Here is a 25,985-nt window from a genome sequence, read left to right as displayed (position 1 = left end):
CTATATATTGTTTATAATTTGTTTAGCCTTCGACATCATTGGCCTCAAAACGCAAAAAATTATTCACAGGTTGTCCGATTCGCAAGCAGAATTTTCTTCTCTCACCATCTGTTCATAACTTATGGTTGAATGTTCTAGCAGCCAATCAATCGACCAAAGGTGAAAAATGACTGTGGATAGCCCTCAAATGGAATCGCTAGATTTCCATTTGAGGGCTTTTTTATAGAAAAATCTTGCTTAATCTGTACCCGTAAGCCTTTGAAAGGGCCCCTTATTTAAGGTTTAAATCGCGATGGGTGTCGTATAACGGCAGTTTATTAGGGACTTAAGTTGGCAATAGGCAATCCTATGGCTTTTGAAACCTTTTTTGTGAAGGGACCGTATGATTAGAAAAAATCGGAACGGGGAGTCAAGGATGCGGACGGAAGGGAAGGCCTTGAATTGGAGAAGAATAGGGTTATTACTCGCTCTGGCGGCCGCATTGGTTCTAATTACCGTGTGGGCCCAGGGCTATTATTCGAAGAAAGTGTTTCATATGGAAGGACTAAAGTACGCCAAATATGCCGATTTGGGAAGCGGGAGCATCGAATATAGGGCATCATTTGGCCGCGGCGAGCCGATTTATGTTCATACTTATGAAGATGAGAAACGGGTTGAGATTGCGGGCGAGGTATATGAAATCCGGGCATGTGGAAAGGAATCAGGCCATTCTGCATCATACGAAGTGAGTTATCCTGACGGTAAGACCTACCTCGTGAAACCTTTTGGAGACCGGAGCTTTCTTGCTTACAACGAGAAAGGGGAGATGGTGGTACCCGGCATCAGGTTCATGGTCGGCAGCCAAGTTCACCGTTCCGATCCGGAAGAGCCACGCTACTTCCCCACGGAGCTTGCAAAGGCTGCCGACGAGCAGTTTCATGACCCTAATGGCAGCGTAGGATTCTTCATATTGGCGCTCGTGATGCTGATCTATGCCTGGTGCGGATTCCGTTATGAAGCCTTTCAACGCTTTATGTTTCATATGTCGCCCTCGAATTGGATGGTTGATAATCCGGAGCCCAGCGATTTCTACTTCTTTATGTGTAAGGGAGGGGGAATTTTCGGTATGGGATTCTCATTGTGGATATTTTTCACACAGGCATTATGACAAAAAAAGCCCGTTTTCGCCATGGATCGGATCCATCGAAAACGGGCTTTTACTTCAGATAAAGTATAAACTTCGAAACATGGCCTACCTGATATTGCAAGAAAAACAACATCTAATCGCGGTCTGTTTTCTCTAGAATGTACGTAGATAGACGTTTTCCTTACTATAGTAAGCTTACGATTGCTCGAATCGGCGCTGAAATTGGCTGATGGCTTCATAATCTTCTTCCAACTTCCGCGAAATGCGGATAAAGATTGGCAGCAGAGCCTTATAAACATCAGAACTTTCCTTCACAGGCTGGTGTTCATGGGTGCCGCCAACCATCGTCTCTACAATGTCGAGTGAATCCGCTCTTCCTGTAGCGTACAGACCAAGGACTACGGCGCCAAGGCATGAGCTCTCGTAGCTTTCCGGCACGATCACCTGCTGGTCAAAAATATCCGCCATCATCTGCCGCCAGATCGGTGAACGGGCGAAACCGCCGGTGGCATGGATTTTGGCCGGCCGGCCGATTTGTTCCTCCATCGCCAGCAGAACGGTATACATATTAAAGATCACGCCCTCCAGCACGGAGCGGATCATATGCTCTTTTTTATGATTCAGGGTTAAACCAAAGAACGACCCACGGGCATTCGGATCCCATAACGGCGCACGTTCTCCGGTCAGGTACGGGTGGAATAGCAGTCCGTTCGAGCCTGGCGGAATACGGTCCGCGATTTTGGTTAGAACATCATACGAATTAATGCCGAGCCGCTTGGCTGTTTCGACCTCGGAGGCGGCAAATTCATCGCGAACCCAGCGGAAAATCATGCCGCCGTTGTTAACCGCGCCGCCGATGACCCAGTGCTTCTCCGTTAATGCGTAGCAGAAAATACGACCCTTCGGATCAGTCATCGGTTTGTCGACAACCGTACGGATTGCACCGCTCGTACCGATGGTAGCGGCAACGACTCCCGGTTTAATGGCATTCACGCCGAGGTTCGACAGCACGCCGTCGGCAGCTCCAAGGACGAAGGGGGTGGAAGTGGAGAGCCCCATGGCTGCGGCATACTCGCTTTTCAGGCCTTCTATGATATGTGTCGTCGGTACTATCGTAGATAAATGGTCCTCCGTGATGCCAGCGAGCTCGAGCGCCTGCTGGTCCCATGCCAGTGCCTCGAGGTTCATCATTCCGGTACTGGAGGCAATGGAGTGGTCTACAATATATTGGCCGAATAGTTTGAAATAAACATATTCTTTAATCGAAATGAATTTGGCTGTTTGATGAAAGATGGAAGGCAGCTCATGGCGCATCCACATCAGCTTGGTCACAGGCGACATCGGATGAATCGGAGTTCCGGTTCTAAGATACAGCTCCATGCCGCCGAGTTCTTTTTTGAGCTTTGCAGACCAGACAGCACTGCGGTTGTCGGCCCAGGTAATGCAGCGAGTCAACGGGGTGCCTTGGCTATCTACGGCAATGACGCTGTGCATAGCCGCACTGAAAGATACGAATAGAACTTGAGCCGGATCAATCCCGCTCTGCGACATGACCCCTTGGACAGAGGAAATGACGGTCTGAAAGATTTGCTCCGGATCTTGTTCCGCCGTAGAGGGAGTAGGGGTGAGCAGCGGATATTCGCCGCCGGCTTTGGTTACAACCTCACCATTCTCCTTGAAAAGCACGGCTTTGGTGCTGGTTGTTCCGATATCAACACCGATCATATAGTTCTGAGTACTCAAGAGATATACCTTCTTTCTACGTAAGGGCACCCAGTTCGCTGTCAAAATATCAGCATTCCGGGAGCCCCCATGTGTCTTATTGCTTCATTATACAATTACATTGAGAATCAGAGCCAACACCAGTCCGGTCAGGGACAGAATTGTCTCCATCACGGTCCAGGATTTCAGCGTCTGGGCTACCGTCATGTTAAAGAATTCTTTTACCATCCAGAAGCCAGCATCGTTCACGTGAGACAGTACGATGGAGCCTGCCCCGGTAGCGAGAACCACAAGCTCTACGTTAGCCCCAGGCGTCATGGCAAGCACAGGAGCCACAATCCCTGCGGCAGTCGTCATGGCTACAGTGGCGGAACCGGTTGCAACTCGAATGAGTGCGGCTACAAGCCATGCGAACAGGATAATATTGATATTTGCACCGGTTGCAATTTCGGCAATGGCATTGCCGACGCCGCTGTTGATCAGAACCTGCTTGAATGCACCGCCCGCACCGATGATCAGAATGATCGTAGCGATCGGAGCGAGACATTCGCTGGTGAAGCGGGACAGATCATGTTTATTAAAGCCGCGTGCGAATCCCAGCGAGAAGAAGGAGAAGACTGCAGCTACGAGCAGTGCAATGACTTCATGACCGATAAATTTGCAGAACACGGCTATAAAGCTGGTGGACTCCGGATCGATAATATCGGCTGCGGAACCGATAAGCATCAGAATGACCGGCAGCAAGATTGTAAACAACGTGATGCCGAAGCCGGGTAATCCGCGTTCAGCTTTGCTTGAGAACTGCTCGGCAAGTTCCTCGGGTGGTTCGGTTCGGATCCGTTTGCCGATAAATTTGCCGAACACCGGACCGGCCAGTATCGCTGCAGGGATCCCGACCAGGAGCGAGTATAGGATCGTCATGCCAAGGTTCGCATCATAAGCTTCAATAGCAATCATTGGAGCGGGATGCGGAGGTACCAAACCGTGAACGGTGGACAATCCGGCGAGAATCGGAATGCCGATGTGCAGCAGAGACATTTTCGTTTTGCGTGCAACCGTGAAGACAATAGGAATCAACAGGATAACGCCCACCTCGAAAAATACGGGAATACCGACGATAAAGCCGACAATCATCATGGACCAATGGACCCGCTTTTCGCCGAAGCGATCAACGAGGGTGGTCGCGATTTGCTCGGCGCCTCCGGATTCAGCCATCATTTTTCCGAGCATGGTACCAAGGGCGATAACGATGGCAATCGTTCCAAGCGTTCCCCCCAGGCCGCCTGTGATCGAAGTAATAACATCCGCAGGCTTCATGCCCGTCAATAGACCAAGGATCAGAGCGGAGATCAGTAGGGTCACGAATGGGTTCCATTTATATTTGGAAATCAGCACGATCAGGAAGACGATCGTCAGCAGCGTCCAGATCATTAATGTAGCATTATGACTGAGACCGAATAGTGAGTTCATATCTTGCTTCCTCCTATAGATTACCCATTTTGAATTGGGAAATGGTTCATATCGAGCTGTTCTGCGGTAGTATACCCAAAACAAAGCTGAATTCGATTGTATACTTGTCGACAACTTAGAGCGCATGCAGTGTTTCGTAAGACGGAGGAAGGGAGGATTAAGCTAACCCTCCGGAAAACTAAGATGAAGCGTTTGACGGGAATCATCGAAATAATGTTGAACCGCCGTTTGGATCCGTCCTGAATCCAGGGATTCCATCTCTGCAATAAGCTGAAGATGCTTGTCCATGACATACCGAATCTTGGTGCCTCCGCCACCGAACACCTGACGGGTCGTAATTAACATGACTGTGATCACGATAGGGCGAATGCTCTTCCACAGATGAAGAATCCGTTTATGGTTTGCTTCCGTAATGATCCGTTCATGAAAAGCCAAATCCTGATAGGAGAATTCAACCGGGTCCTGATGTTTCGCGGCAAGTTCCATCCGATCAACGATTTGTTTTAAATGTTGGATTAATTTCGGCTGGGGATTCGCAAATACTTTGCCTTGAACAAAGCTCTCAATAAGAAAACGGACATCGTATAATTCTTCTACTTCCTTAAGCGATAAGCCCATGACAACGGCGCCCATGCGCTCCAATTGTATCAATCCTTCGCTAGACAGCGTTTTCATTGCTTCCCGCACAGGAGATCGGCTGGTGCCGAATTCACCTGCAATCCGATTCTCGGACAGGATTTCTCCGCGCTTGATGGTACCACTAATAATCTGTAATCTCAGTTCACTGGCGATGGCCTCTCCGAGAGAGGCTCCTTGAAGCCACGTTGAGGGAAATTTCATAGCATAATTCTCCAATCCGGTACTGATTCTAATTTTCTCTAGTGGTAATGATACCACATCGAAAGGAAAAGGGACCATAAAGAGACTATGACATGATGCCCTTAAGAAACAGCAGGTTATAGAAGAGAATTAATGCTATTCCGATTTTTCAACCGCATGGCCACCGAATTCATTACGCAGTGCTGCAACGACTTTGCCGTGGAACGTATCTTGGTCAAGGGAGCGATATCGCATGAACAGCGACATGGCAATGACTGGAGCGCTGGCTTGAACCTCAAGTGCCGTTTCAACGGTCCATCTTCCTTCACCGGATGATTTCATCACGCCTTTGATGCCATCCAGCTTCGGATCCTTGGAAAATGCGTTTTGCGTCAGCTCCATGAGCCAGCTCCGAATGACGGAACCATTGGACCATACCCGCGCGACATCCTCATAGTTGAAGTCGAACGCGCTTTTTTCCAACACTTCAAAACCTTCCGCAATGGATTGCATCATGCCGTATTCGATTCCGTTATGGACCATTTTCAGAAAATGACCGCTGCCGCTTTCCCCGGCATACAAGTAACCGTTCTCAACAGCCATATCCTTAAATAGGGGTTCAATGCTGTTGAATACGTCGCGGTTGCCCCCAATCATAAAGCAGCCACCGTTATGAGCGCCTTCCATACCGCCGGAAGTGCCGGCATCAAAATAATAAATGCCTTGATCCGCCAGGCGCGCTGCACGGGCTTTGGAATCTTTATAATGTGAATTACCACCGTCAATCAGAATATCACCGGACTCGAGGAGTGGGGTGAGGGAATCGATGACGGAATCCACGATATCTCCAGCGGGTACCATCATCCAAACGATGCGGGGTTTATCCAGTTTGGCAACAAGCAATTCAGTTGATGTTGCGGCCTCGGCACCACACTGGGCAGCTTGATCGACCAATTCCTTATTTAAGTCGTAAGCTACGACCTGATGCTGATGATGAATTAGATTCTGAACCAGATTGAGGCCCATTTTCCCCAGACCGATCATGCCTATTTTCATAAAACAAAGCAGCTCCTTCTTCGGTGTATACTTGTATACAACTTAAATTCAATTATTTATACTACTCTTTTATAGCGCCTGTGTAAATAAGGGACATTTTAGGGATGAAAGGCGTTATATGGATCGAAAAATGACATCCACAATCTATTTAAATAGGTTATCCCCATGTGGATAATTCAAAACTAGCAATAATGACTACTTGTGGAAAACTTAAGTGCTTGCTGAAGTTAACTAAGGTTTGACTTTTGGGCCTGAACGTGATTAAATGTATAAAGGCATTTTCTGTGAAGATGAGAACATTATCCGCTACCATTTAGCGGTCTGTTTACAAGAGATACGTCCATAGACGTCGGTTCAACAAATCGCGGTCTATTCTTCCGTGAAAGTGCGTCGATTGACGTTATGATCTTAAAATATGGGTACGACATATTCCTGTAAGGGGGTGCATTAATTCATGAGACCGACTTTCAAACCGAATGTAAGCAAACGTAAAAAGGTACACGGCTTCCGTAAAAGAATGAGCACGAAGAACGGACGCAAAGTATTGGCTAACCGCCGTCAAAAAGGCAGAAAAGTACTGAGCGCTTAATATTGTGCCACGAAGACCACCGAGGTGGTCTTTTTTTCGTAATATCTCCTGCAGTGTGAGGAGTTTCCTTTTGAAATCGGCAGGATATAGGCTATAGTGTGTCTTAAAGTATTCCAAGTGAGTGTTTATAGCGGTTTTGGCATGACTATACTATTATAATAGAAGAGATGCCAAAGAAACGTTTGATTCTTGAACTTGATTAACGGCAGGGCGGGAGAAACTTGTGCATAGAAAACTTCGTTTACGGAACCGCGCTGATTTCAGCCGGGTATATCGACACGGAAAGTCCTTCGCCAATCATCAATTTGTTGTATATTGGTCACGCAAAAAAGAGGTAGAGCAGTTTCGCGTTGGCGTTTCATGCAGCAAAAAGATCGGTAATGCGGTTGTCCGCAACCGGATGAGACGGCTGGTTAAAGAGATTGTCAGGCACCATCAGCATCAGATTATCGAGCATATTGACCTGATCTTTATCGTTCGAAAGGGAGCACTCGATAAGTCATATCAGGAGCTGGAAAAAAGCGTGCTTCATGTATTGAGGAAATCGTCCCTTCTGAAAGCGAAGAGGGGCTGAACCATGTGTTTATTTGTCCATATAAATATGTTATGATTTACCGTGGAATGGAATGGCGAAGAGAGGGGTTTTGAAGTGTCGTTCATGAAGACAAGACGAGGGAAATGGTTCCTCCTCACCGCTGTAATACTTGCAGTGGCCGTTATATCAGGTTGTGCGCCTGGTGGAGCTGACCAAACGCGTACCATTGAAGATTTGAAAAATGGAGGCTTTTGGCAGAGCAACGTTGTTTATTACTTTACATGGGCACTTGATACGTTTGCTACATGGTTTAACGGTGAATACGGATTGTCCGTACTCGTGATGGTGCTTATCGTCCGTACTTTGATTTTACCGCTGACTCTGAAACAGGTCAGAAGCTCGAAGGCAATGCAGGCCATTCAGCCTGAAATTCAGAAAATTCGCGAGAAATATAAAGATCAACCTGAAAAAGTTCAAATGGAAACGATGAAGCTCTTCCAGGAGAATAAGGTTAATCCGATGGCGGGATGTTTGCCGCTGATCGTACAAATGCCGATATTTATCGCACTCTATCATTCGATTTACTATAACAATCTCCTTCGTGATCACGAATTCCTGTGGCTGCAATTAGGTCAACCGGACAAGCTGTTTATTTTGCCGGTGCTTGCCGCTGTAACTACGTTTTTCCAAACGAAAATGATGATGAAGATGAACCCGTCTCAGCAAATGGGAATGATGCAGTTCATGCTGTTTGTTTATCCGATTCTGATCTTTGTAATGTCCTTCCAGTTCCCTTCGGCACTTCCGTTGTACTGGTTCTACAGTAACCTCTACACGATCGTGCAGAACTACTTCTTGTACCGCAACAATGACAAGGCTGCTATCGTGGCAAGCGTTGCCAGCGCAACCGACGGTCAGAAGAGCAATAAGAGCGGTAACAAGGGCGGGAAAAAGAGTGGCAGCAAAGGCGGGAAAAAAGGTTCGAAGGGAGCCAAGAAGTCGAGATGAGTAAAATCGTCGCAACAGGAAAAACCATTGAAGATGCTGTCGCACAAGGGCTGGCCCGATGGGGTGTAAGTCAAGACCGTGTATCGGTTCAAGTATTGAGTCAGCCATCAAGAGGATTCCTGGGCCTGTTCGGGGTCAAGGAAGCGAAAGTCGAACTAACGCTCCTGCCTGACGGTGCTGGCGGCGATTCATCTGTGAAGGAAGTACCACCTACGAACGCGCAAGCTGTTCCAGCCAAAGTGGTTCAGGTCTCTAATACCTCTGTAATGACGCAGGAACCTGCTGTCAGCATGGATACAAAGAGCCCTGACACAGCTTCGCTTGCAGGCAAGGATCCTTACCAGGAAGCCATCACCTTTCTGATTGAAACCGGACAAGCCATGGGGCTTGATATTTCGGTTGACGTCGAGAAGGGGAAAGACTTTACCACGCTTCAAATTTCCGGCGCCGGACTTGGACTGATGATCGGGCGCAGAGGTCAGACTCTGGATGCCCTTCAGTATCTGGCGAATATCGTAGCTAATCGTTACTCCGACAGTTATCTTCGCATCGTACTGGATGCTGAGAACTTCCGTGACCGTCGCAAGAAGACGCTGGAGGATCTGGCGGATCGGTTAGCGGGACGGGTTCTGAAGACCCGTAAAGAGATTGTGCTTGAGCCTATGCCTGCTGCTGAGCGGAAGGTGATTCACGCCAAACTCCAGTCGCATGGAGCCGTGAAGACGTACAGCAAGGGCGAAGAGCCGAACCGGCGGGTTGTCATTACACCCAAGTCGTCCTAAATGAGTTGAAGAGTATATATAAACAATGACTCCTTAAGCTTCAAGAGGGAGTCATTGTTTTTTAAAAAGACATATACAGGAAGACTCCATCAGGAGGTTTTCTTTAACGTTGATAGATGCAGCAGCCGAATTATATATGATATGGCTGTAATTCTGATGTTTTTTACGAAAGAAAGAGGTGAAGGAAACGATGTTTAGTGATACGATTGCAGCTATTTCAACAGCTGTCGGTGAAGGCGGCATTGCGATTATTCGCGTTAGCGGGCCGGATTCCGTTCAGGAAGTGGAGCGTATATTCAAAAGTAAAAACAAGTTAACGGAAGTGGACTCCCATACCGTTCATTACGGTCATATTGTAGATCCGAAAACGGGAGAAAACCTCGAAGAGGTGCTTGTGACGGTGATGCGTGCTCCTCGATCGTTCACGACCGAGGATGTCGTCGAGATCAGTGCCCATGGTGGGGTCATCTCCGTCAAGCGGGTGATGGATTTGTTGCTTCAATTAAACATCCGTTTGGCGGAACCCGGTGAATTTACGAAGAGGGCTTTCTTAAACGGGCGGATCGATCTATCCCAGGCGGAAGCCGTTATCGACCTGATTCGTTCGAAATCCGATCGCGCCTTTTCCGTTGCCCTCAAGCAGGTTGAAGGAACGTTATCCCGTAAGATTAACGAGCTTCGTCATACCTTGGTCGAAACGCTGGCCCATATTGAAGTGAATATCGATTATCCTGAGCATGACGTGGAGTCGCTTACTTCAGAATTCATTAAAGAGAAAAGCCAGCTTGTCATGGGTGAAATTGATAAGCTGCTGAAGACTGCGCAAGAAGGGAAAATCCTGCGTGAAGGGATTACGACAGCCATTATAGGTCGCCCTAATGTGGGCAAATCTTCGCTTCTGAACACGCTGGCCCAGGATAATCGGGCGATTGTCACGGATATACCGGGGACGACTCGCGATGTCATTGAGGAATTTGTGACCATTAACAATATTCCGTTGAAACTGCTCGATACGGCGGGCATCCGGGAAACGATGGATGTGGTCGAGCAGATCGGCGTTGAACGATCCAAGCATGCGGTAAACGAAGCGGATCTCATTCTGCTCGTGCTGAATGCCAGTGAACCGCTGCATCAGGACGAATTGGAATTGATGGAACAAATACGCGGTAGACAATGTATTGTCATTATGAATAAAATGGACTTACCGTCTAATCTCGATCTGGACATTCTGCATCGGTACTACCCCAATGAATTGATTGTTCCGATGTCGATGAAGGCACAAGAGGGAATTGACCGGTTGGAAGAGGCTATATCCAACTTGTTCTTCAGCGGCCAGATTGAAGGCGGAGATCTGACGTATGTAAGCAATGTCCGACATATCGCTTTGCTGAAGAAATCCAAGCAGTCGCTGCAGGATGCTTACGATGCGGCTGAACAGCTCATCCCGATTGATATGATCCAAATCGATGTGAGAATGGCTTGGGAGCAGTTAAGTGAGATATTGGGCGAAGCGGTTGGCGATTCGCTCATTGATCAGATTTTTTCACAGTTTTGCTTGGGTAAATAAGCTCCAAGGATTACTATATATAGTAGGAACAGCTCAGCAATTTCAGGGATATCCGAGGTAGATGCCCTTTGATTACGTATATAACACAATTAGAACAGGATGGTGAGCTATGAGCTATATGGGTGGCACTTATGACGTGATTGTAGTCGGTGCAGGACATGCCGGCTGCGAGGCTGCACTTGCATCTGCACGAATGGGTGCTGAAACGTTGATGGTTACCATCAACTTGGATATGGTTGCTTTTATGCCGTGTAACCCGTCCATTGGAGGGCCTGCCAAAGGCCATGTCGTGCGCGAAATCGACGCACTGGGCGGAGAAATGGGACGAAATATTGATAAAACCTTCATTCAAATGCGAATGTTGAATACAGGTAAAGGTCCGGCTGTCCATGCGCTGCGTGCTCAAGCCGATAAGTTTTCTTATCAGCATACCATGAAAGAGACGATGGAGAAGGAAGAGAAGCTTACCCTTCGTCAGGGTATGGTGGATCAGCTCATCGTAGAAGATGGTGTGTGCGTGGGGATCATAACGCAGACGGGTACGGAATATCGTGCGAAAGCCGTTGTGCTGACAACCGGTACGTATTTGCGCGGTAAAGTTATTATGGGTGAATTGATGTATGAGAGCGGTCCGAACAATCAACAGCCGTCGGTAAAACTTGCGCATAACCTGCGCGAGCTTGGATTTGACCTTGTTCGCTTCAAGACAGGTACACCCCCGCGGGTGCATAAGGATACGATTGATTTCTCCAAGACCGAAATTCAGCCTGGGGATGAGAAGCCTAAGTTCTTCTCTTATGAAACAAAGTCCTCCGACAATGAGCAGCTTCCTTGCTGGTTGACGTATACGTCGGTGGATACGCATCAGATCATCAATGACAACCTTCACCGCGCACCGATGTTCTCCGGCGTTATTGAAGGTACCGGGCCACGTTATTGCCCATCCATCGAGGACAAGATCGTTCGTTTTGCCGACAAACCGAAACATCAAATTTTCCTTGAGCCTGAAGGTAAAAATACGAAAGAATACTACGTGCAAGGGCTATCCACCAGCATGCCTGAGGATGTTCAGCTTGCGGTTCTTCGTTCCATCCCCGGAATGGAGAAGGTAGAAATGATGCGTAACGGATATGCTATCGAGTATGATGCAATGGTGCCAACACAGCTGTGGCCGTCTTTGGAAACGAAAAAACTGCCGGGTCTGTTCACAGCCGGACAGATCAATGGAACCTCGGGCTATGAAGAGGCAGCAGGACAAGGCATTATGGCGGGAATCAATGCAGCACGTAAAGTGCAGGGTAAAGAGCCAGTGATATTGGATCGTTCCCAGGGTTATATTGGAGTGCTGATCGATGATCTGGTGACTAAAGGGACAAATGAGCCTTATCGTTTGCTCACCTCCCGTGCAGAATATCGTCTGCTGCTTCGTCATGATAATGCCGATTTGCGTCTTACTGAAATCGGTCATGACATCGGCCTCATTTCGGAAGAGCGTTATGCTAAATTCATTCAGAAGAAGCAGCTGGTTGAGCAGGAGATCGAACGTCTTCGTCAAACGAAGGTGAAGCCGGTTGAAGTGAATGCGATGCTGGAAGCGGCCGGTTCTGCACCGATTGTGGATGGAAGCAATATGCTGACGATCCTGCGTCGTCCGGAAATCACGTTTGCGATGATTGAGTCGCTCTCGCCGTCTCCTTACGAACTGGATGAGGAAATGAAGGAGCAAGTCGAAATTCAAATCAAATATGCGGGTTATATTGAGAAACAGCTGGGTCATGTGGAAAAGCTGCAGAAGATGGAGAAAAAACGCATTCCCGAAGATATCGTTTATGACGAAATCAACGGACTGGCCATGGAAGCTCGGCAGAAGCTGAACAAGATCCGTCCGATCTCCATCGGTCAGGCATCACGCATTGCAGGTGTAACGCCAGCGGATATTTCGATACTTCTCGTTTACCTGGAGCATTATAACCGGGTAACCGCAGCGAAAGGATAAGGAATGGACGACATTCAGAAGGCTTTTGTTGACCGGCTCGGTGAGCACGGGATTACGATCGATGAGATACAGCTTCACCAGTTCGAGATGTATTACGAAATACTGGTAGAGTGGAACGAGAAAATGAATTTAACCGGAATTACCGAACGGGAGCAAGTTTATACGAAGCATTTTTACGACTCGATTACACTCGCCTTTTACGTGGATATGACTCAAATCGGCAATCTGGCGGATATCGGATCAGGCGCTGGCTTCCCAGGTATTCCTCTGAAAATATGTTTCCCGCATGTGAAACTGACGATTGTGGATTCGCTTAACAAACGAATTAACTTTCTGAAGCATGTTGTGGATACGATTGGCCTGAATGGGGTTGAACTGATTCACGGACGTGCGGAAGAGGTTGCTCGTAAGCAGGGGTACCGTGACGGGTTCGACCTGGTCACCGCAAGAGCGGTTGCTCGCATGGCTGTGTTGAACGAGTTCTGTCTACCTTTCACCAAGGTAGGGGGGCGATTCGCCGCTATGAAGGGCAGTGACCCTACGGAAGAGGTGAAGGAGGCGGCTCGCAGCTTGAAGGAGCTGAGAGGGGCTTTGAACAAGGTTCATTCGTTCTCCTTACCCGTAGAGGAATCTGGCCGGCATATCGTGGTGATCGATAAAAAGGGAGCCACGCCTTCCAAGTACCCCCGCAAGGCGGGTACGGCCAGCAAGATGCCGATTGTGTAAGTATCTTGCAACTCCGATCTAAGGCACTATCAATGACTCCCTTGCAGAAGCAAGCTTGGCAAGGAGACAAGTAAACTAATCAAAGAGAAGGACTCTATGGAGTTCTTCTCTTTTTTAATTGGCTGTGTAAGATTTGTTGAGCAGGCAGATCGATCGTTAATATCTTTTTCTATTCACATATGCAATACATAGAGACCGTTGTTTATTTTAATTTCATTGGTTAAGTCCATCAGTACGTTTATCTATTCTATAGATTGGGACGTGGGGTGAAATCACATAAAGAATTCGACTCGGATCACCGAGTGGGAGGCAGTCTATACAGAAGCATCTTTAGGTTTTGGTCACGCGTTCACCCTTTGCGTGGATCTTATTAAACAGAACCAAGGCTGGCTTCTAAAGGGAGATTTTTAAGTTCAAGCTGAGCTTATAAATAAGAATGAAATCAACACTGTGGATGCACCTGATAAATTTGCAATGTTTCACGTGAAACATTAGAAGTAAGTTTTCGGATATAAATAGACATCCCTTTGGAAGTGTTATTTCTTGTCGGATTATTTTGATATCAACTATGCTATCTAACTTGAATATTGAAGGATAGACCCCCCCTAAGGAAAGGAAGTTTGAAGGTATCGTAATCATGCGCCGGAGAACGCTAAGTGCGCAAAGGGAGCAGTGACGCACGATGTTACATAATTCGTATTCATTCATCTACTAGCTTTTGAGATTCAGCTCGTCTTGCTTGGGTGATATTGGTCGTTGGAGAGATCTAATCTATTGGCAAATCCCACAATTATTCTGAATGCTAGGATCGTTAGAAAGGCTGCAGGATAGATAAAGGTGGCCTATTAACATGATATCGACGCAAAAACTTTGGAACTGTGCACAAATCATGTATAAAGCAAGCGAGAAATGAAGGAAAAAAGGTGATATTGGAGAATAGAGTTATAGGACAAAAAGTGGTAGAATAGAATCGTAGTATCCATTTGGACAGAAGGGCCGGTTTGCCCGTTCTTTAATAGGATGAAAGAGTATAAATCCTGGTTTGGTCACTTTTCCATCCTTGCTTCGTGCAGTCAACAACCTTGATCGTTGTGGCTGCTGTTTTTTGGAAAGTGCCGTGCGATCCCAAGGGGATCATGGCCTTATGCGAAGTAGAAAACATATATACCACTTGTGAGATATCGATTGATAGTAAGCATCATGATAAAACCTCCTGTTATATCTCTCAAGAAGAAACCGCTTCATGCAGCGGTTTGGATCAGAGTAATACGTCTATGATCACCACAGGCGTCTTTTCTCTGATCAGCATGAAATCTGTTTTTGCAGGGAAATGCCTGGCACCACAGTGGATTCTAGCGCCAATGGATGGTGGAATCATCTGTGTATGGCTCCATATTGTGGTTGTCCAATCGTTTAACCGATTCCGGGATATTCGGAGGCTTATCCGTGCTATCATGAAATTAGGTGGTAATATACGGAATGAAAGAACAATTTTCGAGATTGTTTGGCTTAGCGGCAGAGCGGAACCAAGGGGATGAAGTGAAACAAATCCCGGTAAACGAGATTGTCAGCAGCCCATACCAGCCACGGACGATTTTTGATGATGAGAAGATTGATGAACTGCTCCAGACGATTAAAACTCATGGAGTCATTCAACCTATCGTTGTTCGCGTCCGTAATGGCATGTATGAGATCATTGCAGGGGAACGCCGCTGGCGTGCGGTTAAGAAGCTGGGTCTGGACACGATTCCGGCCATTGTTCGTGAGTTCAACGATTCACAGGCGGCATCGATTGCGTTAATCGAAAATTTGCAGCGTGAAGGACTGACGTCCATTGAAGAGGCTGTTGCTTATCAGAAGCTGATTGATCTTCATCAACTGACACAAGAGAGCTTGGCACAGCGTTTAGGAAAAAGCCAGTCTACGATTGCAAACAAGATTCGCTTGCTGCAGCTGCCAGAAGCAGTCAAAGTGGCTTTGATGGAACGTAAAGTGACGGAACGCCATGCTCGTGCGCTGCTTTCTTTGGATAATGAAGAAACCCAGCTCAAGGTGCTGGATGAGATCATTACCAAGGAACTGAATGTGAAGCAGACGGAGGCACGAATCGCCTTTTATAAAGAAGTAACAACGATGAAGAAGTCTAAGCGTATATCTTATAGTAAGGATGTTCGCCTGGCTTTGAACACGATTCGTCAATCGATTGATATGGTATCCGGTTCCGGGATGGCAATTAAAACAACAGAGAATGATCATGAAGATCACTATGAAATCGTTATAAAAATACCTAAACGTTAAGATATGGTGTGAAGCGGTATGCATCGTACCGCTTTTTCTGTTGATCAAGAGATAGTGCTCTACACCAGACTGTATCGATTAACGAAGGGGTTAGGTTTGTTGTTACAGATGAGAACCATGTAATTTATTATTACTCATTTTCATCCGCTATATCCTGGACATCCCGGAATTACCGGGAACGTTCGCTTAATACACATATACAGCCTATCGCTGTATATCATCTATTGCGACTACTTAGAAGAGTCTTCCTACATTGAGGTGAAATGAGTGTCAAAGATAATTGCCATAGCAAATCAAAAGGGCGGTGTCGGCAAAACGACGACTTCCGTCAATCTGGGAGCTGGATTGGCTTCGCTAGGCAAACGGGTGCTTTTGGTGGATATAGACCCCCAAGGAAATACAACGAGCGGGGTTGGCATTAATAAAGCCGATGTTGCAAATTGCATATATGATATTATCATCAATGAAGTACACCCGAAGGACGCCATCTGTGGGACTAACATAGAAGGATTGGACATCATTCCGGCAACCATTCAATTGGCTGGTGCTGAGATTGAGCTTGTCCCTACGATTTCTCGTGAGGTACGATTGAAGAAATCACTACAATTAATCAAGCCTCAGTACGATTATATTTTGATTGATTGTCCTCCATCGCTTGGCATTTTAACGATCAATTCATTGACCGCGGCCGATTCAGTAATTATCCCGATTCAATGTGAGTATTACGCACTGGAGGGTCTGAGTCAGCTGCTGAATACGGTTCGCCTTGTTCAGAAACACCTGAATACCTCTCTCAAGATTGAAGGCGTATTGCTGACGATGCTGGATGCGCGCACGAACCTGGGCATTCAAGTGATTGAAGAAGTGAAAAAGTATTTTCAGGAAAAAGTGTACAGAACGATTATTCCTAGAAACATTCGTTTGAGTGAGGCACCTTCTCATGGACAGTCGATCATTACATATGATCCTCGTTCTAAGGGAGCGGAAGTATACTTGGAGCTGGCAAAGGAAGTGATCTCGTATGAGTAAACGATTGGGAAAAGGGCTGGATGCGCTTATTCCATCTTTGTCTATTCATGATGATGACAAGGTAGTGGAAATTCCGCTCAGTCAATTGCGAGCGAATCCGTATCAGCCGCGCAAGACATTTAACGATGAGGCAATCCAGGAATTGGCGGAATCGATCCGTCAGCATGGAGTTATACAACCGATTATCGTCCGCAGTGTGCTGAAAGGGTATGAGATTATTGCCGGGGAGCGCAGATTCCGGGCATCTCAATATTGCGGAAAAGCTACGATTCCGGCGGTGGTTCGATCTTTTAGCGATCAACAAGTTATGGAAATTGCCCTGATTGAGAACCTGCAGCGCGAGAACCTGAACGCCATGGAGATTGCTGTAGCTTATCAAGGCTTAATGGAACAATTTTCCTTAACCCAAGAAGAGCTTTCATTGAAGGTAGGTAAGTCTCGTTCTCACATCGCTAACTTTTTGCGGTTGCTTTCCCTACCAGAAGAAGTGAAGGATAATGTTTCACGTGGAACATTGTCCATGGGACATGCCCGAGCGATCGTTGGAATAAAGGATCCAATTCTTGTTAAGCAGTTGGCAAAACAGTGTGTTGAGCAAGAGTGGAGTGTTCGTGAACTAGAGGAAGCTGTTAAGAATCTGGATCGTAAACCAACGGATAAAGCGAAGCCTAAGGTTAAGAATAGAGATCCTTATATCGATCATTTGGAAGAGGATCTGAGAGAACGGTTTAAAACAACTGTGAAAATTAAGCACAATAAGGATAAAGGGAAGATTGAGCTTAATTACTATAGCAGACAGGACCTGGAGCGGTTGTTGGAACTTCTTCAATAAAGAGTCGTAGTTTTGTTGAAGAAGATACTATTGTGAGTGACGGGTTGAACAACAAATGGTCGAACAGCAAATGAGTGTGATTAAAAACCAAAGACATGTCGACGTTCCTGTAAGGGAATGAGATATGTCTTTATTTAACTAAACGTGAAGCCATAGCCTTGATTCTGGATTAAAGAGGTTTTGGACATATCCTGTTAAGAGACACCAATACGGTAAAGATGAAGGGGAAACATCATGGACCCGATCGTTTATCTGGATCATGCAGCCACTTCGTGGCCAAAGCCTCCTGAAGTATTTGAGGCGATGAGAAAGGCGATGGAGGAGGAGGCTGCAAACCCGGGACGTGGGAGTCACCGGATGGCGGTGAAAGCTTCTCGTGTACTCTACGGAACGCGAAAGACGCTCGCGGATTTGTTTGGAGTGAAAAATCCTAATGATATTGCGCTGACATCGAATACAACAGAAGCGTTGAATTTAGCAATCAAAGGCTATTTGCGTGAAGGCGACCATGTGATTGCCACTATGATTGAACATAACTCAGTGCGAAGACCGTTAGAGTTTTTGAAACGCACCCGAGGGATACAAGTGGACTACGTTCCTGTCGATGAGGAAGGTCAGCTTGATGTGCAACTAATGGAGGGAGCTTTTCGTTCTAATACTAGGCTTGTTGTATGTAGTCACAGTTCCAATCTTCTTGGTTCGATTATTCCTCTCGTTGAAATAGGAGAACTGGTGAAGAGGAAAGGGGCCGTACTGCTCGTAGATGCTGCCCAGAGTGCCGGTATGCTGGATGTTCACGTGGAGGAGATACATGTAGGCATGTTGGCTTTTCCGGGGCATAAAGGGCTTCTGGGGCCGCAGGGGACAGGCGGGTTGTATATCTCGCCTGATATTGATCTGGAACCATTACTGCACGGAGGCACAGGGAGTCAATCGGAGGCTATTGAACAGCCAACGGTACGTCCGGATCGATATGAGGCAGGGACGCCTAACACGATTGGATATGCGGGATTGCAAGCGGGTGTGAAGAAGGTGCTTGAATGGACACCCCAGCATATTTACCGGCATGAATGGGAGTTAACGCAATATATGATGGAGGGTCTACAAGAGGTAGGAGGCCTTCGAATACTAGGTCCTGCTCTTGGACAGGCGAGGACAGGTATTGTTGCATTTGTGTCGGAGCGGTTCAGTGCGTCTGAATTGGCTTTCCGACTGGACCGGGAATATGGAATTGCTGTGCGTGCCGGTTATCATTGTACACCGCTTGCCCATATGGTATCAGGCACGGAACAGACGGGTGCAATCAGAGCAAGCGTGGGGATATCTACTAGCCGTGACGAGGTAGAGTTCATGCGAAAAGCGATTGCAGAGATTCATAGTTAATCGAATAGATCAAGATGGAGAAGAGGAAGGAAGAAAGCATGTCTGAATTAAATGAATTGATCATGGAGCAGCTTCATTGGTTTGTCGTCGGAATGGTCATGATCATCTTGATCTTATGGGTAACTTTAATTGTACAAGGGACAAAACTGCGTAAAATGAGGCGACGTTATGATGCGATGATGGAAGGCAGTGGGGTAGAAGACATCGAATCGCTGTTGGTCCAATTGAAAATCCAAATGGATGAGATTGAAGAGGGACATGCCCATCATCAAAAAATGCTGGATACGATCAGCGGCAGTTTGAAAGGGATGAAGTCCAAGGTTGGTATCGTACGATACAATGCGTTTGGCGAGCGGGGAAACGAAATGAGCTTCTCCCTGGCTATTCTCAGCGAACAAGAGGAAGGGATCGTGCTGACCGGTCTGCATAACCGGGAGAGCTCTTTTGTGTATGCTAAACCACTGAAGGATGGGCAGTCCAAATATCCATTGTCTCCGGAAGAAAAAGAGGCCGTCACTCTTGCGCTGCAAGAAGGGTAGAACGGTTCCACTCTTTGATGCCTGCAAATAGGCAGGTTGCAATAATATCAGACAACCGCATGACCAAGCTTAAGCGAGTGTTCTGCAATACGAAGTATTCCATAAAGCCGCCGACATTGACGATACCCGTTACATGGATATCGCCGACCGGCGGTAATTCTTTATGTACGCCGGCTCCAGGCTTTAGAGGACCATCGGATATCTGAATAGAGCCTACACTTGATGATTGCCCTAAACAAGCATCAATTCCGATTACAAAAGGGTTGTCGAATTTTTCGTATATGGCCGTTAGCGTATCCTTCAGATTCATGGCGTGGACAGGCTCGTCCAGCGTACCGTAGAGATGAAACATGGAACTGTTGTAGCGTGCAAGTGAGGTGCCGACAAGCGGCCCCAGGCAGTCGCCGGTAGATCGGTCGGTACCGATGCAGACAATGACAAGCGGACGATGCTGAATACGGGCGTCAGAGAGATGGAAGAGCAAGCGATGTATAATAGCAGAATGGATATTAGGGTCCGTGTGTGGTATTTTTAAGCTGGAAGCCTCCGGGCGAGACGTGATTTTAGATAGACGGTTCATAGAATCTTCCTTTCGTCTGCATTTGGTAGTATCAGTATATGGATGAAAGACTGTTTTTATACTTTGGGATTCGCTTAAAATGTGATTTATATTCATGTCAGACAGAAGGATGTTCTTAGAAAGAGGATATGACCTGGACTGCATGAGGTATATGAATATGTTGATCTATGAAAAGGTTTATATAAAACTCTTAATCATTGGAAATGATGATGAGAAGAACATACATAGAAATGATAGGCATGATGGAGGGGGACAGGGCAGTGGAAGGCGCGATGTTGATCGCATTCGATTCGACCCAGCAGGCACTGCGTGCGGAAATGCTGTTGGAGTACGCGGATATCGAAATTGATCTTTTTCCTACACCAAAAGAGATTACAGCAGGCTGTGCATTATCGATTCAATTCCCATCTGATGCGTTAAAAGATGTTCAAGAGATCATTCAGCAGGAGCATGTGGAGATCCGGGGCATCTTTGCGCTGGATAACAACGAGAGGTATATCAACATCGAAGAGTAAGGGGAGGACATCAGGATGAGGGGCTTTGGTTACTTATCAGGGGATGCAGATGATGTGGATTTAGAGGGATTGGCTAAGGAGGCTGAAGGCTTGAAAGATAAAGTCTGGGGATGGTTAACGAATGAAGAGATGTGGATGCATATCCTGTCATCCGGCATTCGGGTTATCATCATTTTTATTCTGACGCGTCTTGTGATACGGGTTGTGTATAAAATGATTGATCAGTTTCTCCTTAGGCAGGAGAAGAGTCGAATACAAGTGAACTCAAGACGTTTTGTCACGGTAGGGGAGTTGTTAAAAAATGTAACCTCCGTTGTATGCAACTTTGTCATGATTTTGATCATTCTCTCGGAGTTCCACTTCGAGTTAGGACCGCTGTTAGCCGGTGCCGGAGTCCTTGGTCTTGCTATAGGTTTTGGTGCACAGAGTTTAGTGAAGGACGTTATTACCGGATTCTTCATTATATTCGAGGATCAGTTTGCGGTAGGTGATGTAATCAAAAGTGGTGAGTACCGGGGAACTGTCGAAATGATCGGGCTTCGCACCTCGCGTGTAAAGGGATTGAATGGGGAAACCTATATTATTCCGAACGGGATGATTACCAGTGTCACGAACTACTCCCTTTCCAACTCATTAGCCATTGTAGATCTACCGGTAAAGAACGACCAGCAGGTGAAGGACACGATTACACTGATTCAAGCGGCCCTTACGGGAATCATGGACCGTCGCCCAGAGGTACAGAGGATACCGGATGTATTAGGAATCCAGTCATTGAATACTTCCGAATATGTTGTTCGTATTGTAGCGGAATGCAATCCGAATGCAAGGGAAGATGTGGAGCGTCAGATTTTTACGGATATCAAACAGGCGATTGAAGCACGGAATTTGGGACAAGAACGCGTGCAGGGTTGATCTAATCGGTTAACCAATGATATATAATAGATAGAAGAAGTGATAGAAGTAAAAGGGAGCGGTAGCCATGGAGCGCAAGGTATTTCAGTTAGGGGATATCGTTCAGATGAAGAAGCCGCATCCTTGTGGGAATAATGAGATGGAGATTATTCGCATGGGGATGGATATTCGGATCAAATGTACCAAATGTCAGCATAGTGTGTTGATCCCCCGTTTAAAGTTTGAGAAGAATATGAAGAAGGTTTTGCGTTCGGCTCAAGAGACGGAAGGGGCAGGAGATACACCGTAATATCTCCTCCCCGAAGCGTTAAGATAGGCTATTGACCATATAATGTTTCCATGATATAATCAATCTTGCTGTGGAAAGGTACCCAAGAGGCCCAAGGGGGCTGACTCGAAATCAGCTAGGCGTCGCAAGGCGTGCGTGGGTTCGAATCCCACCCTTTCCGCCACCAATCGTTTAATGTTCCGCTGTTATGGTTATAAACGATGTTGATACATAAGTTAGGCGTTAAGCTGTAAAGCGCCTTTGAATAATACACCCTCATGCAGACGACCTGCAGAGGGTGTTTTTCGTTGGAACAAACTTGAGTTTTTGGTCCGAGTATTTTTGCACAAAAAAGAAGGGCCCGATTGGGCCCTTCCTTCTGGGTAGGCGGTGCTTGTGAATTGGAATCATTTTATCAGCACTTCTGCGAACCTTGTCAATAGCTTCACTTGTCCAAGAGGTCAAGCATTCGGCTCATTTCCTCAGCTTGCAATCCGTGTGACGATCAGAAACCTCATGCGTCGTTCTGCTGCAACGTTCAACGGAACCACACCTCTCTCATGCACCGCCTGATTATAATGTGCGCATAAAGGTGTCTTTGTATACACACAAAATTCACCGGATAAAAATTCCAATATCAAATGTTTAGAATGCATGGCTTGGTCAACAGTGATTCAAGCCATGCCCTGACTTCGTACCGTGCGCATAGGATGAGGTAAGCATAATGTAAAAAACTCCAGGCTGATGACTTCAGGTGGTTACTTAGGCTGCACTCTGCGCTTGTTTAACCATACACGATCGTCATTTTGGGTTTCAGGAAACGTATCACCTTTGTTCATTTGGATTTGACGAGGATTTTCGATCCCCATGATATGGTCTCTGACGCCCACTTCCATATAAATGCCGTTGTTTGGGGCTTTGTCACCTGCACGAAATTCGGACTGTTCTCCCATTGTGGAATTCCTCCTCATTATGATGGATGGACTGCATGTATTATCATGCGCCATTGGACTCTAAATCATCGCAGGGAAAGTGAGAAAAGCGCGGTAATAAAGGGAAGAGAGCATATTCAGCATTGAAAAGAAACTTGCATCCGATCACCCGTTCTGATATAGTATTATGGTGCGAGTTAGACTCGCTCCTTGCTCTCAACAGAGATTGAGGGCCGAAGTCCATAAGGAGGTGAAACATATGCGCAAATATGAAGTGATGTACATTATTCGTCCTGACATTGAACAAGAAGCTGTTCAAGCTGCAGTCGATAAATTCCAAGGCATCATCTCCAACGGCGGAGAAATTACAAAGCATGACGTAATGGGTAAACGCCGTCTTGCGTATGAGATCAAGAAATTCCGTGATGGCGTATTCGTTCTGGTAAACTTCAACGCAACACCTGAAGTTGTAGCTGAGCTTGAGCGTCTCATGAAGATTTCTGACGAAGTTATTCGTTATCTCATCACGAACGACGTTGCTTAATACGTAAAAAAACTTTGTAATTGATTTCGTTCTAAGGAGGGGATTGGATTGTTGAACCGTGTCATTTTGATTGGCCGACTGACTAAGGATCCCGAGCTGCGATATACTCCTTCAGGTGTTGCTGTAACGCAATTTACACTTGCTGTTGATCGTCCGTTTACTGGACAAGGCGGGGAGCGCGAAGCGGATTTCATTCCGGTCGTGACCTGGAGACAGCTTGCGGAAACTTGTGCAAACTATCTGCGTAAAGGCCGTCTGACGGCTGTAGAAGGGCGTATTCAAGTGCGGAATTACGAGAATAACGAAGGTAAGCGTGTATACGTCACCGAAGTCATTGCCGATAATGTTCGCTTCTTGGAGTCAAACCGTGAAACAAGCGGTGGCGGAGGAAATCGTGAGGAATCATCGTTTAGCGGAGGAAGCAACAGCAATAGCAATGGCGGAAACCGTGGGAACAATAACAACTCGCGAAACAACAATCAGGATCCTTTTTCCGATGAAGGAAAACCGATCGATATTTCGGATGATGATTTGCCATTTTAATACGGAAAGGACTGACAACACATGGCTTTTAAACAAAGAGAAGGCGGAGACAACGACAAAAGACCGGCACGCCGTGGCGGCCGCAACAAGCGTCGTAAAGTATGTTTCTTCACTGTGAACAAAATTACTCACATTGACTATAAAGATACAGACCTGCTCAAGAAATTCATCAGCGAGCGCGGAAAAATCTTGCCTCGTCGTGTAACAGGTACTAGCGCTAAATATCAGCGTGCCCTGACGATTGCGATCAAACGCTCCCGTCAAATCGCATTGCTTCCATACACAACTGAGTAATCATTTGTGTCAGAGCGGTCCAGCCTAACTTATAGGCTGGACCGCTTTTTATTATGGAAGAGTACAGGGTGGTTTCGAGGAGGGATGTGATGAGAGTTGTTAAAGACGAGAGTCTTACAAGTTACAATCCAAGCTTACCTCACAGGTGTGAAAGCTCAGCACGTGATGCGGAAATTATTGATTTTGGGATGAATCAGGGTTATCCAAATGTTGGGATATACAATGTCTCCACAGAAGAACCGTGTCTCCCCAGAGTGTACACTAAGAAGGAAAAGCAGCTACCGAGAAACACAAGCCTAGTGTAAAGCTTTCCAGTTTTAAAGCCCTGAAACCATGTCTGCTTTAAATGGACAGTGTCTATTGTAAGCAATACATTTTATAAGATAACTGGAGTACTCTTGTAAGAATTAAAAATACGATTATGAAGGCGAAAAAAAGAAATCTGAAAAAATTCCTTCTATTATATATAGGTATGTATCGGCTCATCAAATGAGAGCTGGGAAGATCACCACTTTGAAAATAAAGTACAATCGAAATGTTGGCTCAATAGAAGAGAACGTTATGGGCAAATTTGATGCTTACTTGGTCGAAGATGATGTCTATCGTATACAAACATGATATCAGAACATTGGTACGACAGAGCGCTAAAGAAAATTTAATAATGTGATTACATAAAACTTGCAGAAACCTTTCAATTATACAATGTCCACTCCAGGGATACAAGCGTACAAGTAGTGGAAGCTCCATGTTGTTAGTATTATTATGCATATTCCGCCTCCATTATCCAAACGATAAAGGAAAAAGGAGGTAGTTGTATGTGCAGACGATTCTCGCTGTCCGCTGGGATCGATGAAGTGAATCAACGCTTTGGCATCAATCGGGTAATGTATTACTACAAAAGCCGATACAACATTAGCCCTACTCAAACCATGCCGGTCATTGTACAGGAACAGGGAGAGCGGGTGCTCGACGAGTATCGGTGGGGGCTAGTGCCCTATTGGGGTAAAGATGCGGTCAATGCGGATATTACAACGGTTGATCAAAATCCCACTTACCGTAGAGCGATTGATACAAGACGCTGTGTGATCCCTTGTAACGGTTTATATTACTGGAGAACGGTTGGCAAACGGAGTTATGCGGTACGGACCGTTATCGGAGATCATGAAATATTTGGTATGGCCGGTCTATACGAGACATGGCGAGATGCAAGAGGAAATGAAATGAGAACATGTACGGTTCTAATGACAGAGGCTAATGAAGCGATTCGAGAGTTCGAAACCCGAATGCCGGCGATTTTGTCTGAGGAAAATATGGCAAAGTGGCTGGATCCGGAAATCCAAGGAAGACATGCTGTGCATCCGCTGCTGCATACTTATCGCGGACAGATGCGAATGTATCCGGTGACGCCGTTAGTAGCTGACGATACGCATGATCAACGGCAGTGCATTGAAGAGATGGATTTAAAACTCGCTTGGGTAAAAAATCTGTAGTTCGCAAGTATGAAAGAGCAAGGTTGATTTATCTGACATGAAATTAAACGTGAAAGCAATCCGGATCACAGTCCCGGATTGCTTTTTTTAAGCTTTAACGCAGTAGGAGCCTAAACTATGAAAAAGTAGAATCATAAATCTGCGTCATCTAATAACGAATTGAAGCATATCGTAAGGATAATATATTACATAAAAATGGTTCCTACTTGTATTCAGGGTAGACCAACTCAAGTTATGTTAAATTAAATAACATACACATTACCTAATAGACCGAAAAATTAATAAATAGAATTTAATTCCGAAATATATGTAATTTAATATCACATGAACGCTGCAAAACCATGAACGAATATAGTTATAAATTGTAAATAAATCTTGATATTACATACATTTTCAGTAAACTAAGGATATCCAACGGAGATAAACTTAA

Annotated in this window: 26 protein-coding genes and 1 tRNA gene; 21 read left to right on the top strand and 6 right to left on the bottom strand. The window is 46.1% G+C overall.

Features of this window, described 5'->3' with window-relative positions:
• Nucleotides 1–382: 382 nt before the first annotated feature.
• Nucleotides 383–1,147, top strand: coding sequence for a hypothetical protein (locus AB4124_RS29675; protein WP_441975049.1), 765 nt, complete (start codon nt 383–385; stop codon nt 1,145–1,147).
• A gap of 174 nt (nt 1,148–1,321) precedes the next feature.
• On the opposite strand, the gene gntK is transcribed toward AB4124_RS29675, so the two are convergent.
• From gntK to gnd, 4 genes are all read right to left on the bottom strand, one after another.
• Nucleotides 1,322–2,869: a gluconokinase gene (gene gntK / locus AB4124_RS29670; RefSeq protein ID WP_441975048.1), complete on the bottom strand. Its 1,548-nt coding sequence runs from the start codon at nt 2,867–2,869 to the stop codon at nt 1,322–1,324.
• An 87-nt stretch (nt 2,870–2,956) separates the two neighbouring features.
• A complete protein-coding gene (locus AB4124_RS29665; RefSeq protein ID WP_441975047.1) occupies nt 2,957–4,318 on the bottom strand; it encodes a GntP family permease in 1,362 nt (453 codons plus the stop codon).
• Nucleotides 4,319–4,480: 162 nt separating this feature from the next.
• Nucleotides 4,481–5,158 carry a GntR family transcriptional regulator gene (locus tag AB4124_RS29660; protein ID WP_441975046.1) on the bottom strand — a complete coding sequence of 226 codons (678 nt, stop codon included), beginning with the start codon at nt 5,156–5,158 and terminating at the stop codon, nt 4,481–4,483.
• Nucleotides 5,159–5,293: 135 nt separating this feature from the next.
• Nucleotides 5,294–6,193 carry a phosphogluconate dehydrogenase (NAD(+)-dependent, decarboxylating) gene (gene gnd / locus AB4124_RS29655; RefSeq protein ID WP_430113255.1) on the bottom strand — a complete coding sequence of 300 codons (900 nt, stop codon included), beginning with the start codon at nt 6,191–6,193 and terminating at the stop codon, nt 5,294–5,296.
• 454 nt (nt 6,194–6,647) lie between these two features.
• Between gnd and rpmH the strand changes: the two genes are divergently transcribed.
• From rpmH to AB4124_RS29595, 12 genes are all read left to right on the top strand, one after another.
• Entirely contained in the window at nt 6,648–6,782 is a 135-nt protein-coding gene (rpmH, locus tag AB4124_RS29650) for a 50S ribosomal protein L34 (protein ID WP_006207379.1), read from the top strand.
• Between the two features lie 223 nt (nt 6,783–7,005).
• Nucleotides 7,006–7,356, top strand: a complete 351-nt coding sequence (gene rnpA, locus AB4124_RS29645) for a ribonuclease P protein component (protein ID WP_009591465.1) — start codon at nt 7,006–7,008, stop codon at nt 7,354–7,356.
• A 75-nt stretch (nt 7,357–7,431) separates the two neighbouring features.
• Entirely contained in the window at nt 7,432–8,325 is an 894-nt protein-coding gene (locus tag AB4124_RS29640) for a YidC/Oxa1 family membrane protein insertase (protein WP_076326298.1), read from the top strand.
• Complete coding sequence (gene jag, locus AB4124_RS29635; protein WP_441975045.1) at nt 8,322–9,107, top strand: RNA-binding cell elongation regulator Jag/EloR; 786 nt, start codon at nt 8,322–8,324, stop codon at nt 9,105–9,107. The genes AB4124_RS29640 and jag overlap by 4 nt, the downstream gene beginning before the upstream one ends.
• A 190-nt stretch (nt 9,108–9,297) precedes the next feature.
• Nucleotides 9,298–10,674 (top strand): tRNA uridine-5-carboxymethylaminomethyl(34) synthesis GTPase MnmE, encoded by a 1,377-nt coding sequence (gene mnmE / locus AB4124_RS29630; protein WP_441975044.1) that lies wholly within the window; start codon nt 9,298–9,300, stop codon nt 10,672–10,674.
• A 109-nt stretch (nt 10,675–10,783) separates the two neighbouring features.
• Nucleotides 10,784–12,670: a tRNA uridine-5-carboxymethylaminomethyl(34) synthesis enzyme MnmG gene (gene mnmG / locus AB4124_RS29625; RefSeq protein ID WP_076326295.1), complete on the top strand. Its 1,887-nt coding sequence runs from the start codon at nt 10,784–10,786 to the stop codon at nt 12,668–12,670.
• Nucleotides 12,671–12,673: 3 nt separating this feature from the next.
• A complete protein-coding gene (gene rsmG / locus AB4124_RS29620; protein WP_430113257.1) occupies nt 12,674–13,396 on the top strand; it encodes a 16S rRNA (guanine(527)-N(7))-methyltransferase RsmG in 723 nt (240 codons plus the stop codon).
• Nucleotides 13,397–14,875: 1,479 nt separating this feature from the next.
• Nucleotides 14,876–15,694, top strand: coding sequence for a nucleoid occlusion protein (gene noc, locus AB4124_RS29615; RefSeq protein WP_076326293.1), 819 nt, complete (start codon nt 14,876–14,878; stop codon nt 15,692–15,694).
• 267 nt (nt 15,695–15,961) lie between these two features.
• On the top strand, nt 15,962–16,723 hold the full coding sequence (locus tag AB4124_RS29610; RefSeq protein ID WP_076326292.1) for a ParA family protein: 762 nt from the start codon (nt 15,962–15,964) through the stop codon (nt 16,721–16,723).
• Nucleotides 16,716–17,555: a ParB/RepB/Spo0J family partition protein gene (locus AB4124_RS29605; RefSeq protein ID WP_076326291.1), complete on the top strand. Its 840-nt coding sequence runs from the start codon at nt 16,716–16,718 to the stop codon at nt 17,553–17,555. Before AB4124_RS29610 ends, AB4124_RS29605 begins: the two co-directional genes overlap by 8 nt.
• 234 nt (nt 17,556–17,789) lie before the next feature.
• Nucleotides 17,790–18,938 carry an aminotransferase class V-fold PLP-dependent enzyme gene (locus AB4124_RS29600; RefSeq protein WP_441975043.1) on the top strand — a complete coding sequence of 383 codons (1,149 nt, stop codon included), beginning with the start codon at nt 17,790–17,792 and terminating at the stop codon, nt 18,936–18,938.
• Nucleotides 18,939–18,976: 38 nt separating this feature from the next.
• Nucleotides 18,977–19,477 (top strand): DUF4446 family protein, encoded by a 501-nt coding sequence (locus AB4124_RS29595; RefSeq protein WP_339269150.1) that lies wholly within the window; start codon nt 18,977–18,979, stop codon nt 19,475–19,477.
• Here AB4124_RS29595 and yyaC read toward each other — a convergent pair.
• The gene (yyaC, locus tag AB4124_RS29590; RefSeq protein WP_076326288.1) at nt 19,452–20,057 is read right to left on the bottom strand and encodes a spore protease YyaC; all 606 of its coding nucleotides are present in this window, start codon (nt 20,055–20,057) and stop codon (nt 19,452–19,454) included. The two genes, AB4124_RS29595 and yyaC, sit on opposite strands and share 26 nt — an antisense overlap.
• A gap of 260 nt (nt 20,058–20,317) precedes the next feature.
• Here yyaC and AB4124_RS29585 point away from each other — a divergent pair, with 260 nt between their 5' ends.
• From AB4124_RS29585 to AB4124_RS29570, 4 genes are all read left to right on the top strand, one after another.
• Complete coding sequence (locus AB4124_RS29585) at nt 20,318–20,572, top strand: DUF3343 domain-containing protein (protein WP_430113258.1); 255 nt, start codon at nt 20,318–20,320, stop codon at nt 20,570–20,572.
• A gap of 15 nt (nt 20,573–20,587) precedes the next feature.
• Nucleotides 20,588–21,484, top strand: coding sequence for a mechanosensitive ion channel family protein (locus AB4124_RS29580; protein ID WP_441975042.1), 897 nt, complete (start codon nt 20,588–20,590; stop codon nt 21,482–21,484).
• A gap of 67 nt (nt 21,485–21,551) precedes the next feature.
• A complete protein-coding gene (locus tag AB4124_RS29575) occupies nt 21,552–21,773 on the top strand; it encodes a DUF951 domain-containing protein (RefSeq protein WP_076326286.1) in 222 nt (73 codons plus the stop codon).
• 72 nt (nt 21,774–21,845) lie between these two features.
• Nucleotides 21,846–21,936: transfer RNA gene (locus tag AB4124_RS29570), tRNA-Ser, on the top strand.
• A 574-nt stretch (nt 21,937–22,510) separates the two neighbouring features.
• On the opposite strand, the gene AB4124_RS29565 is transcribed toward AB4124_RS29570, so the two are convergent.
• Nucleotides 22,511–22,705: a YjzC family protein gene (locus AB4124_RS29565; protein WP_053490757.1), complete on the bottom strand. Its 195-nt coding sequence runs from the start codon at nt 22,703–22,705 to the stop codon at nt 22,511–22,513.
• Between the two features lie 238 nt (nt 22,706–22,943).
• Here AB4124_RS29565 and rpsF point away from each other — a divergent pair, with 238 nt between their 5' ends.
• The 4 genes from rpsF to AB4124_RS29545 all read left to right on the top strand — a co-directional run bounded on the left by rpsF (nt 22,944) and on the right by AB4124_RS29545 (nt 25,555).
• Nucleotides 22,944–23,228, top strand: coding sequence for a 30S ribosomal protein S6 (gene rpsF, locus AB4124_RS29560; RefSeq protein ID WP_036640509.1), 285 nt, complete (start codon nt 22,944–22,946; stop codon nt 23,226–23,228).
• Between the two features lie 48 nt (nt 23,229–23,276).
• Nucleotides 23,277–23,771, top strand: a complete 495-nt coding sequence (gene ssb, locus AB4124_RS29555; protein WP_441975041.1) for a single-stranded DNA-binding protein — start codon at nt 23,277–23,279, stop codon at nt 23,769–23,771.
• A 21-nt stretch (nt 23,772–23,792) separates the two neighbouring features.
• Nucleotides 23,793–24,065 carry a 30S ribosomal protein S18 gene (gene rpsR, locus AB4124_RS29550; protein WP_006207333.1) on the top strand — a complete coding sequence of 91 codons (273 nt, stop codon included), beginning with the start codon at nt 23,793–23,795 and terminating at the stop codon, nt 24,063–24,065.
• An 815-nt stretch (nt 24,066–24,880) separates the two neighbouring features.
• Nucleotides 24,881–25,555: an SOS response-associated peptidase gene (locus AB4124_RS29545; RefSeq protein WP_379411920.1), complete on the top strand. Its 675-nt coding sequence runs from the start codon at nt 24,881–24,883 to the stop codon at nt 25,553–25,555.
• Nucleotides 25,556–25,985: the final 430 nt, after the last annotated feature.

This window comes from Paenibacillus sp. 2KB_20 (assembly GCF_052115765.1).
Classification (GTDB): Bacteria; Bacillota; Bacilli; order Paenibacillales; family Paenibacillaceae; genus Paenibacillus_AQ.
The sequence above is the reverse complement of the archived record's forward strand: the minus strand, read 5'-3'. Positions and strand labels throughout refer to the sequence as shown.

What these genes read in the sequence shown, in the direction of transcription:
- AB4124_RS29675 (WP_441975049.1), top strand. Translation starts at nt 383, where the DNA reads ATGATTAGAAAAAATCGGAACGGGGAGTCAAGGATGCGGACGGAAGGG.
- AB4124_RS29665 (WP_441975047.1), bottom strand. Translation starts at nt 4,318, where the DNA reads ATGAACTCACTATTCGGTCTCAGTCATAATGCTACATTAATGATCTGG.
- AB4124_RS29660 (WP_441975046.1), bottom strand. Translation starts at nt 5,158, where the DNA reads ATGAAATTTCCCTCAACGTGGCTTCAAGGAGCCTCTCTCGGAGAGGCC.
- gnd (WP_430113255.1), bottom strand. Translation starts at nt 6,193, where the DNA reads ATGAAAATAGGCATGATCGGTCTGGGGAAAATGGGCCTCAATCTGGTT.
- rpmH (WP_006207379.1), top strand. Translation starts at nt 6,648, where the DNA reads ATGAGACCGACTTTCAAACCGAATGTAAGCAAACGTAAAAAGGTACAC.
- jag (WP_441975045.1), top strand. Translation starts at nt 8,322, where the DNA reads ATGAGTAAAATCGTCGCAACAGGAAAAACCATTGAAGATGCTGTCGCA.
- mnmE (WP_441975044.1), top strand. Translation starts at nt 9,298, where the DNA reads ATGTTTAGTGATACGATTGCAGCTATTTCAACAGCTGTCGGTGAAGGC.
- mnmG (WP_076326295.1), top strand. Translation starts at nt 10,784, where the DNA reads ATGAGCTATATGGGTGGCACTTATGACGTGATTGTAGTCGGTGCAGGA.
- rsmG (WP_430113257.1), top strand. Translation starts at nt 12,674, where the DNA reads ATGGACGACATTCAGAAGGCTTTTGTTGACCGGCTCGGTGAGCACGGG.
- noc (WP_076326293.1), top strand. Translation starts at nt 14,876, where the DNA reads ATGAAAGAACAATTTTCGAGATTGTTTGGCTTAGCGGCAGAGCGGAAC.
- AB4124_RS29605 (WP_076326291.1), top strand. Translation starts at nt 16,716, where the DNA reads ATGAGTAAACGATTGGGAAAAGGGCTGGATGCGCTTATTCCATCTTTG.
- AB4124_RS29600 (WP_441975043.1), top strand. Translation starts at nt 17,790, where the DNA reads ATGGACCCGATCGTTTATCTGGATCATGCAGCCACTTCGTGGCCAAAG.
- AB4124_RS29595 (WP_339269150.1), top strand. Translation starts at nt 18,977, where the DNA reads ATGTCTGAATTAAATGAATTGATCATGGAGCAGCTTCATTGGTTTGTC.
- yyaC (WP_076326288.1), bottom strand. Translation starts at nt 20,057, where the DNA reads ATGAACCGTCTATCTAAAATCACGTCTCGCCCGGAGGCTTCCAGCTTA.
- AB4124_RS29580 (WP_441975042.1), top strand. Translation starts at nt 20,588, where the DNA reads ATGAGGGGCTTTGGTTACTTATCAGGGGATGCAGATGATGTGGATTTA.
- AB4124_RS29575 (WP_076326286.1), top strand. Translation starts at nt 21,552, where the DNA reads ATGGAGCGCAAGGTATTTCAGTTAGGGGATATCGTTCAGATGAAGAAG.
- AB4124_RS29565 (WP_053490757.1), bottom strand. Translation starts at nt 22,705, where the DNA reads ATGGGAGAACAGTCCGAATTTCGTGCAGGTGACAAAGCCCCAAACAAC.
- rpsF (WP_036640509.1), top strand. Translation starts at nt 22,944, where the DNA reads ATGCGCAAATATGAAGTGATGTACATTATTCGTCCTGACATTGAACAA.
- rpsR (WP_006207333.1), top strand. Translation starts at nt 23,793, where the DNA reads ATGGCTTTTAAACAAAGAGAAGGCGGAGACAACGACAAAAGACCGGCA.
- AB4124_RS29545 (WP_379411920.1), top strand. Translation starts at nt 24,881, where the DNA reads ATGTGCAGACGATTCTCGCTGTCCGCTGGGATCGATGAAGTGAATCAA.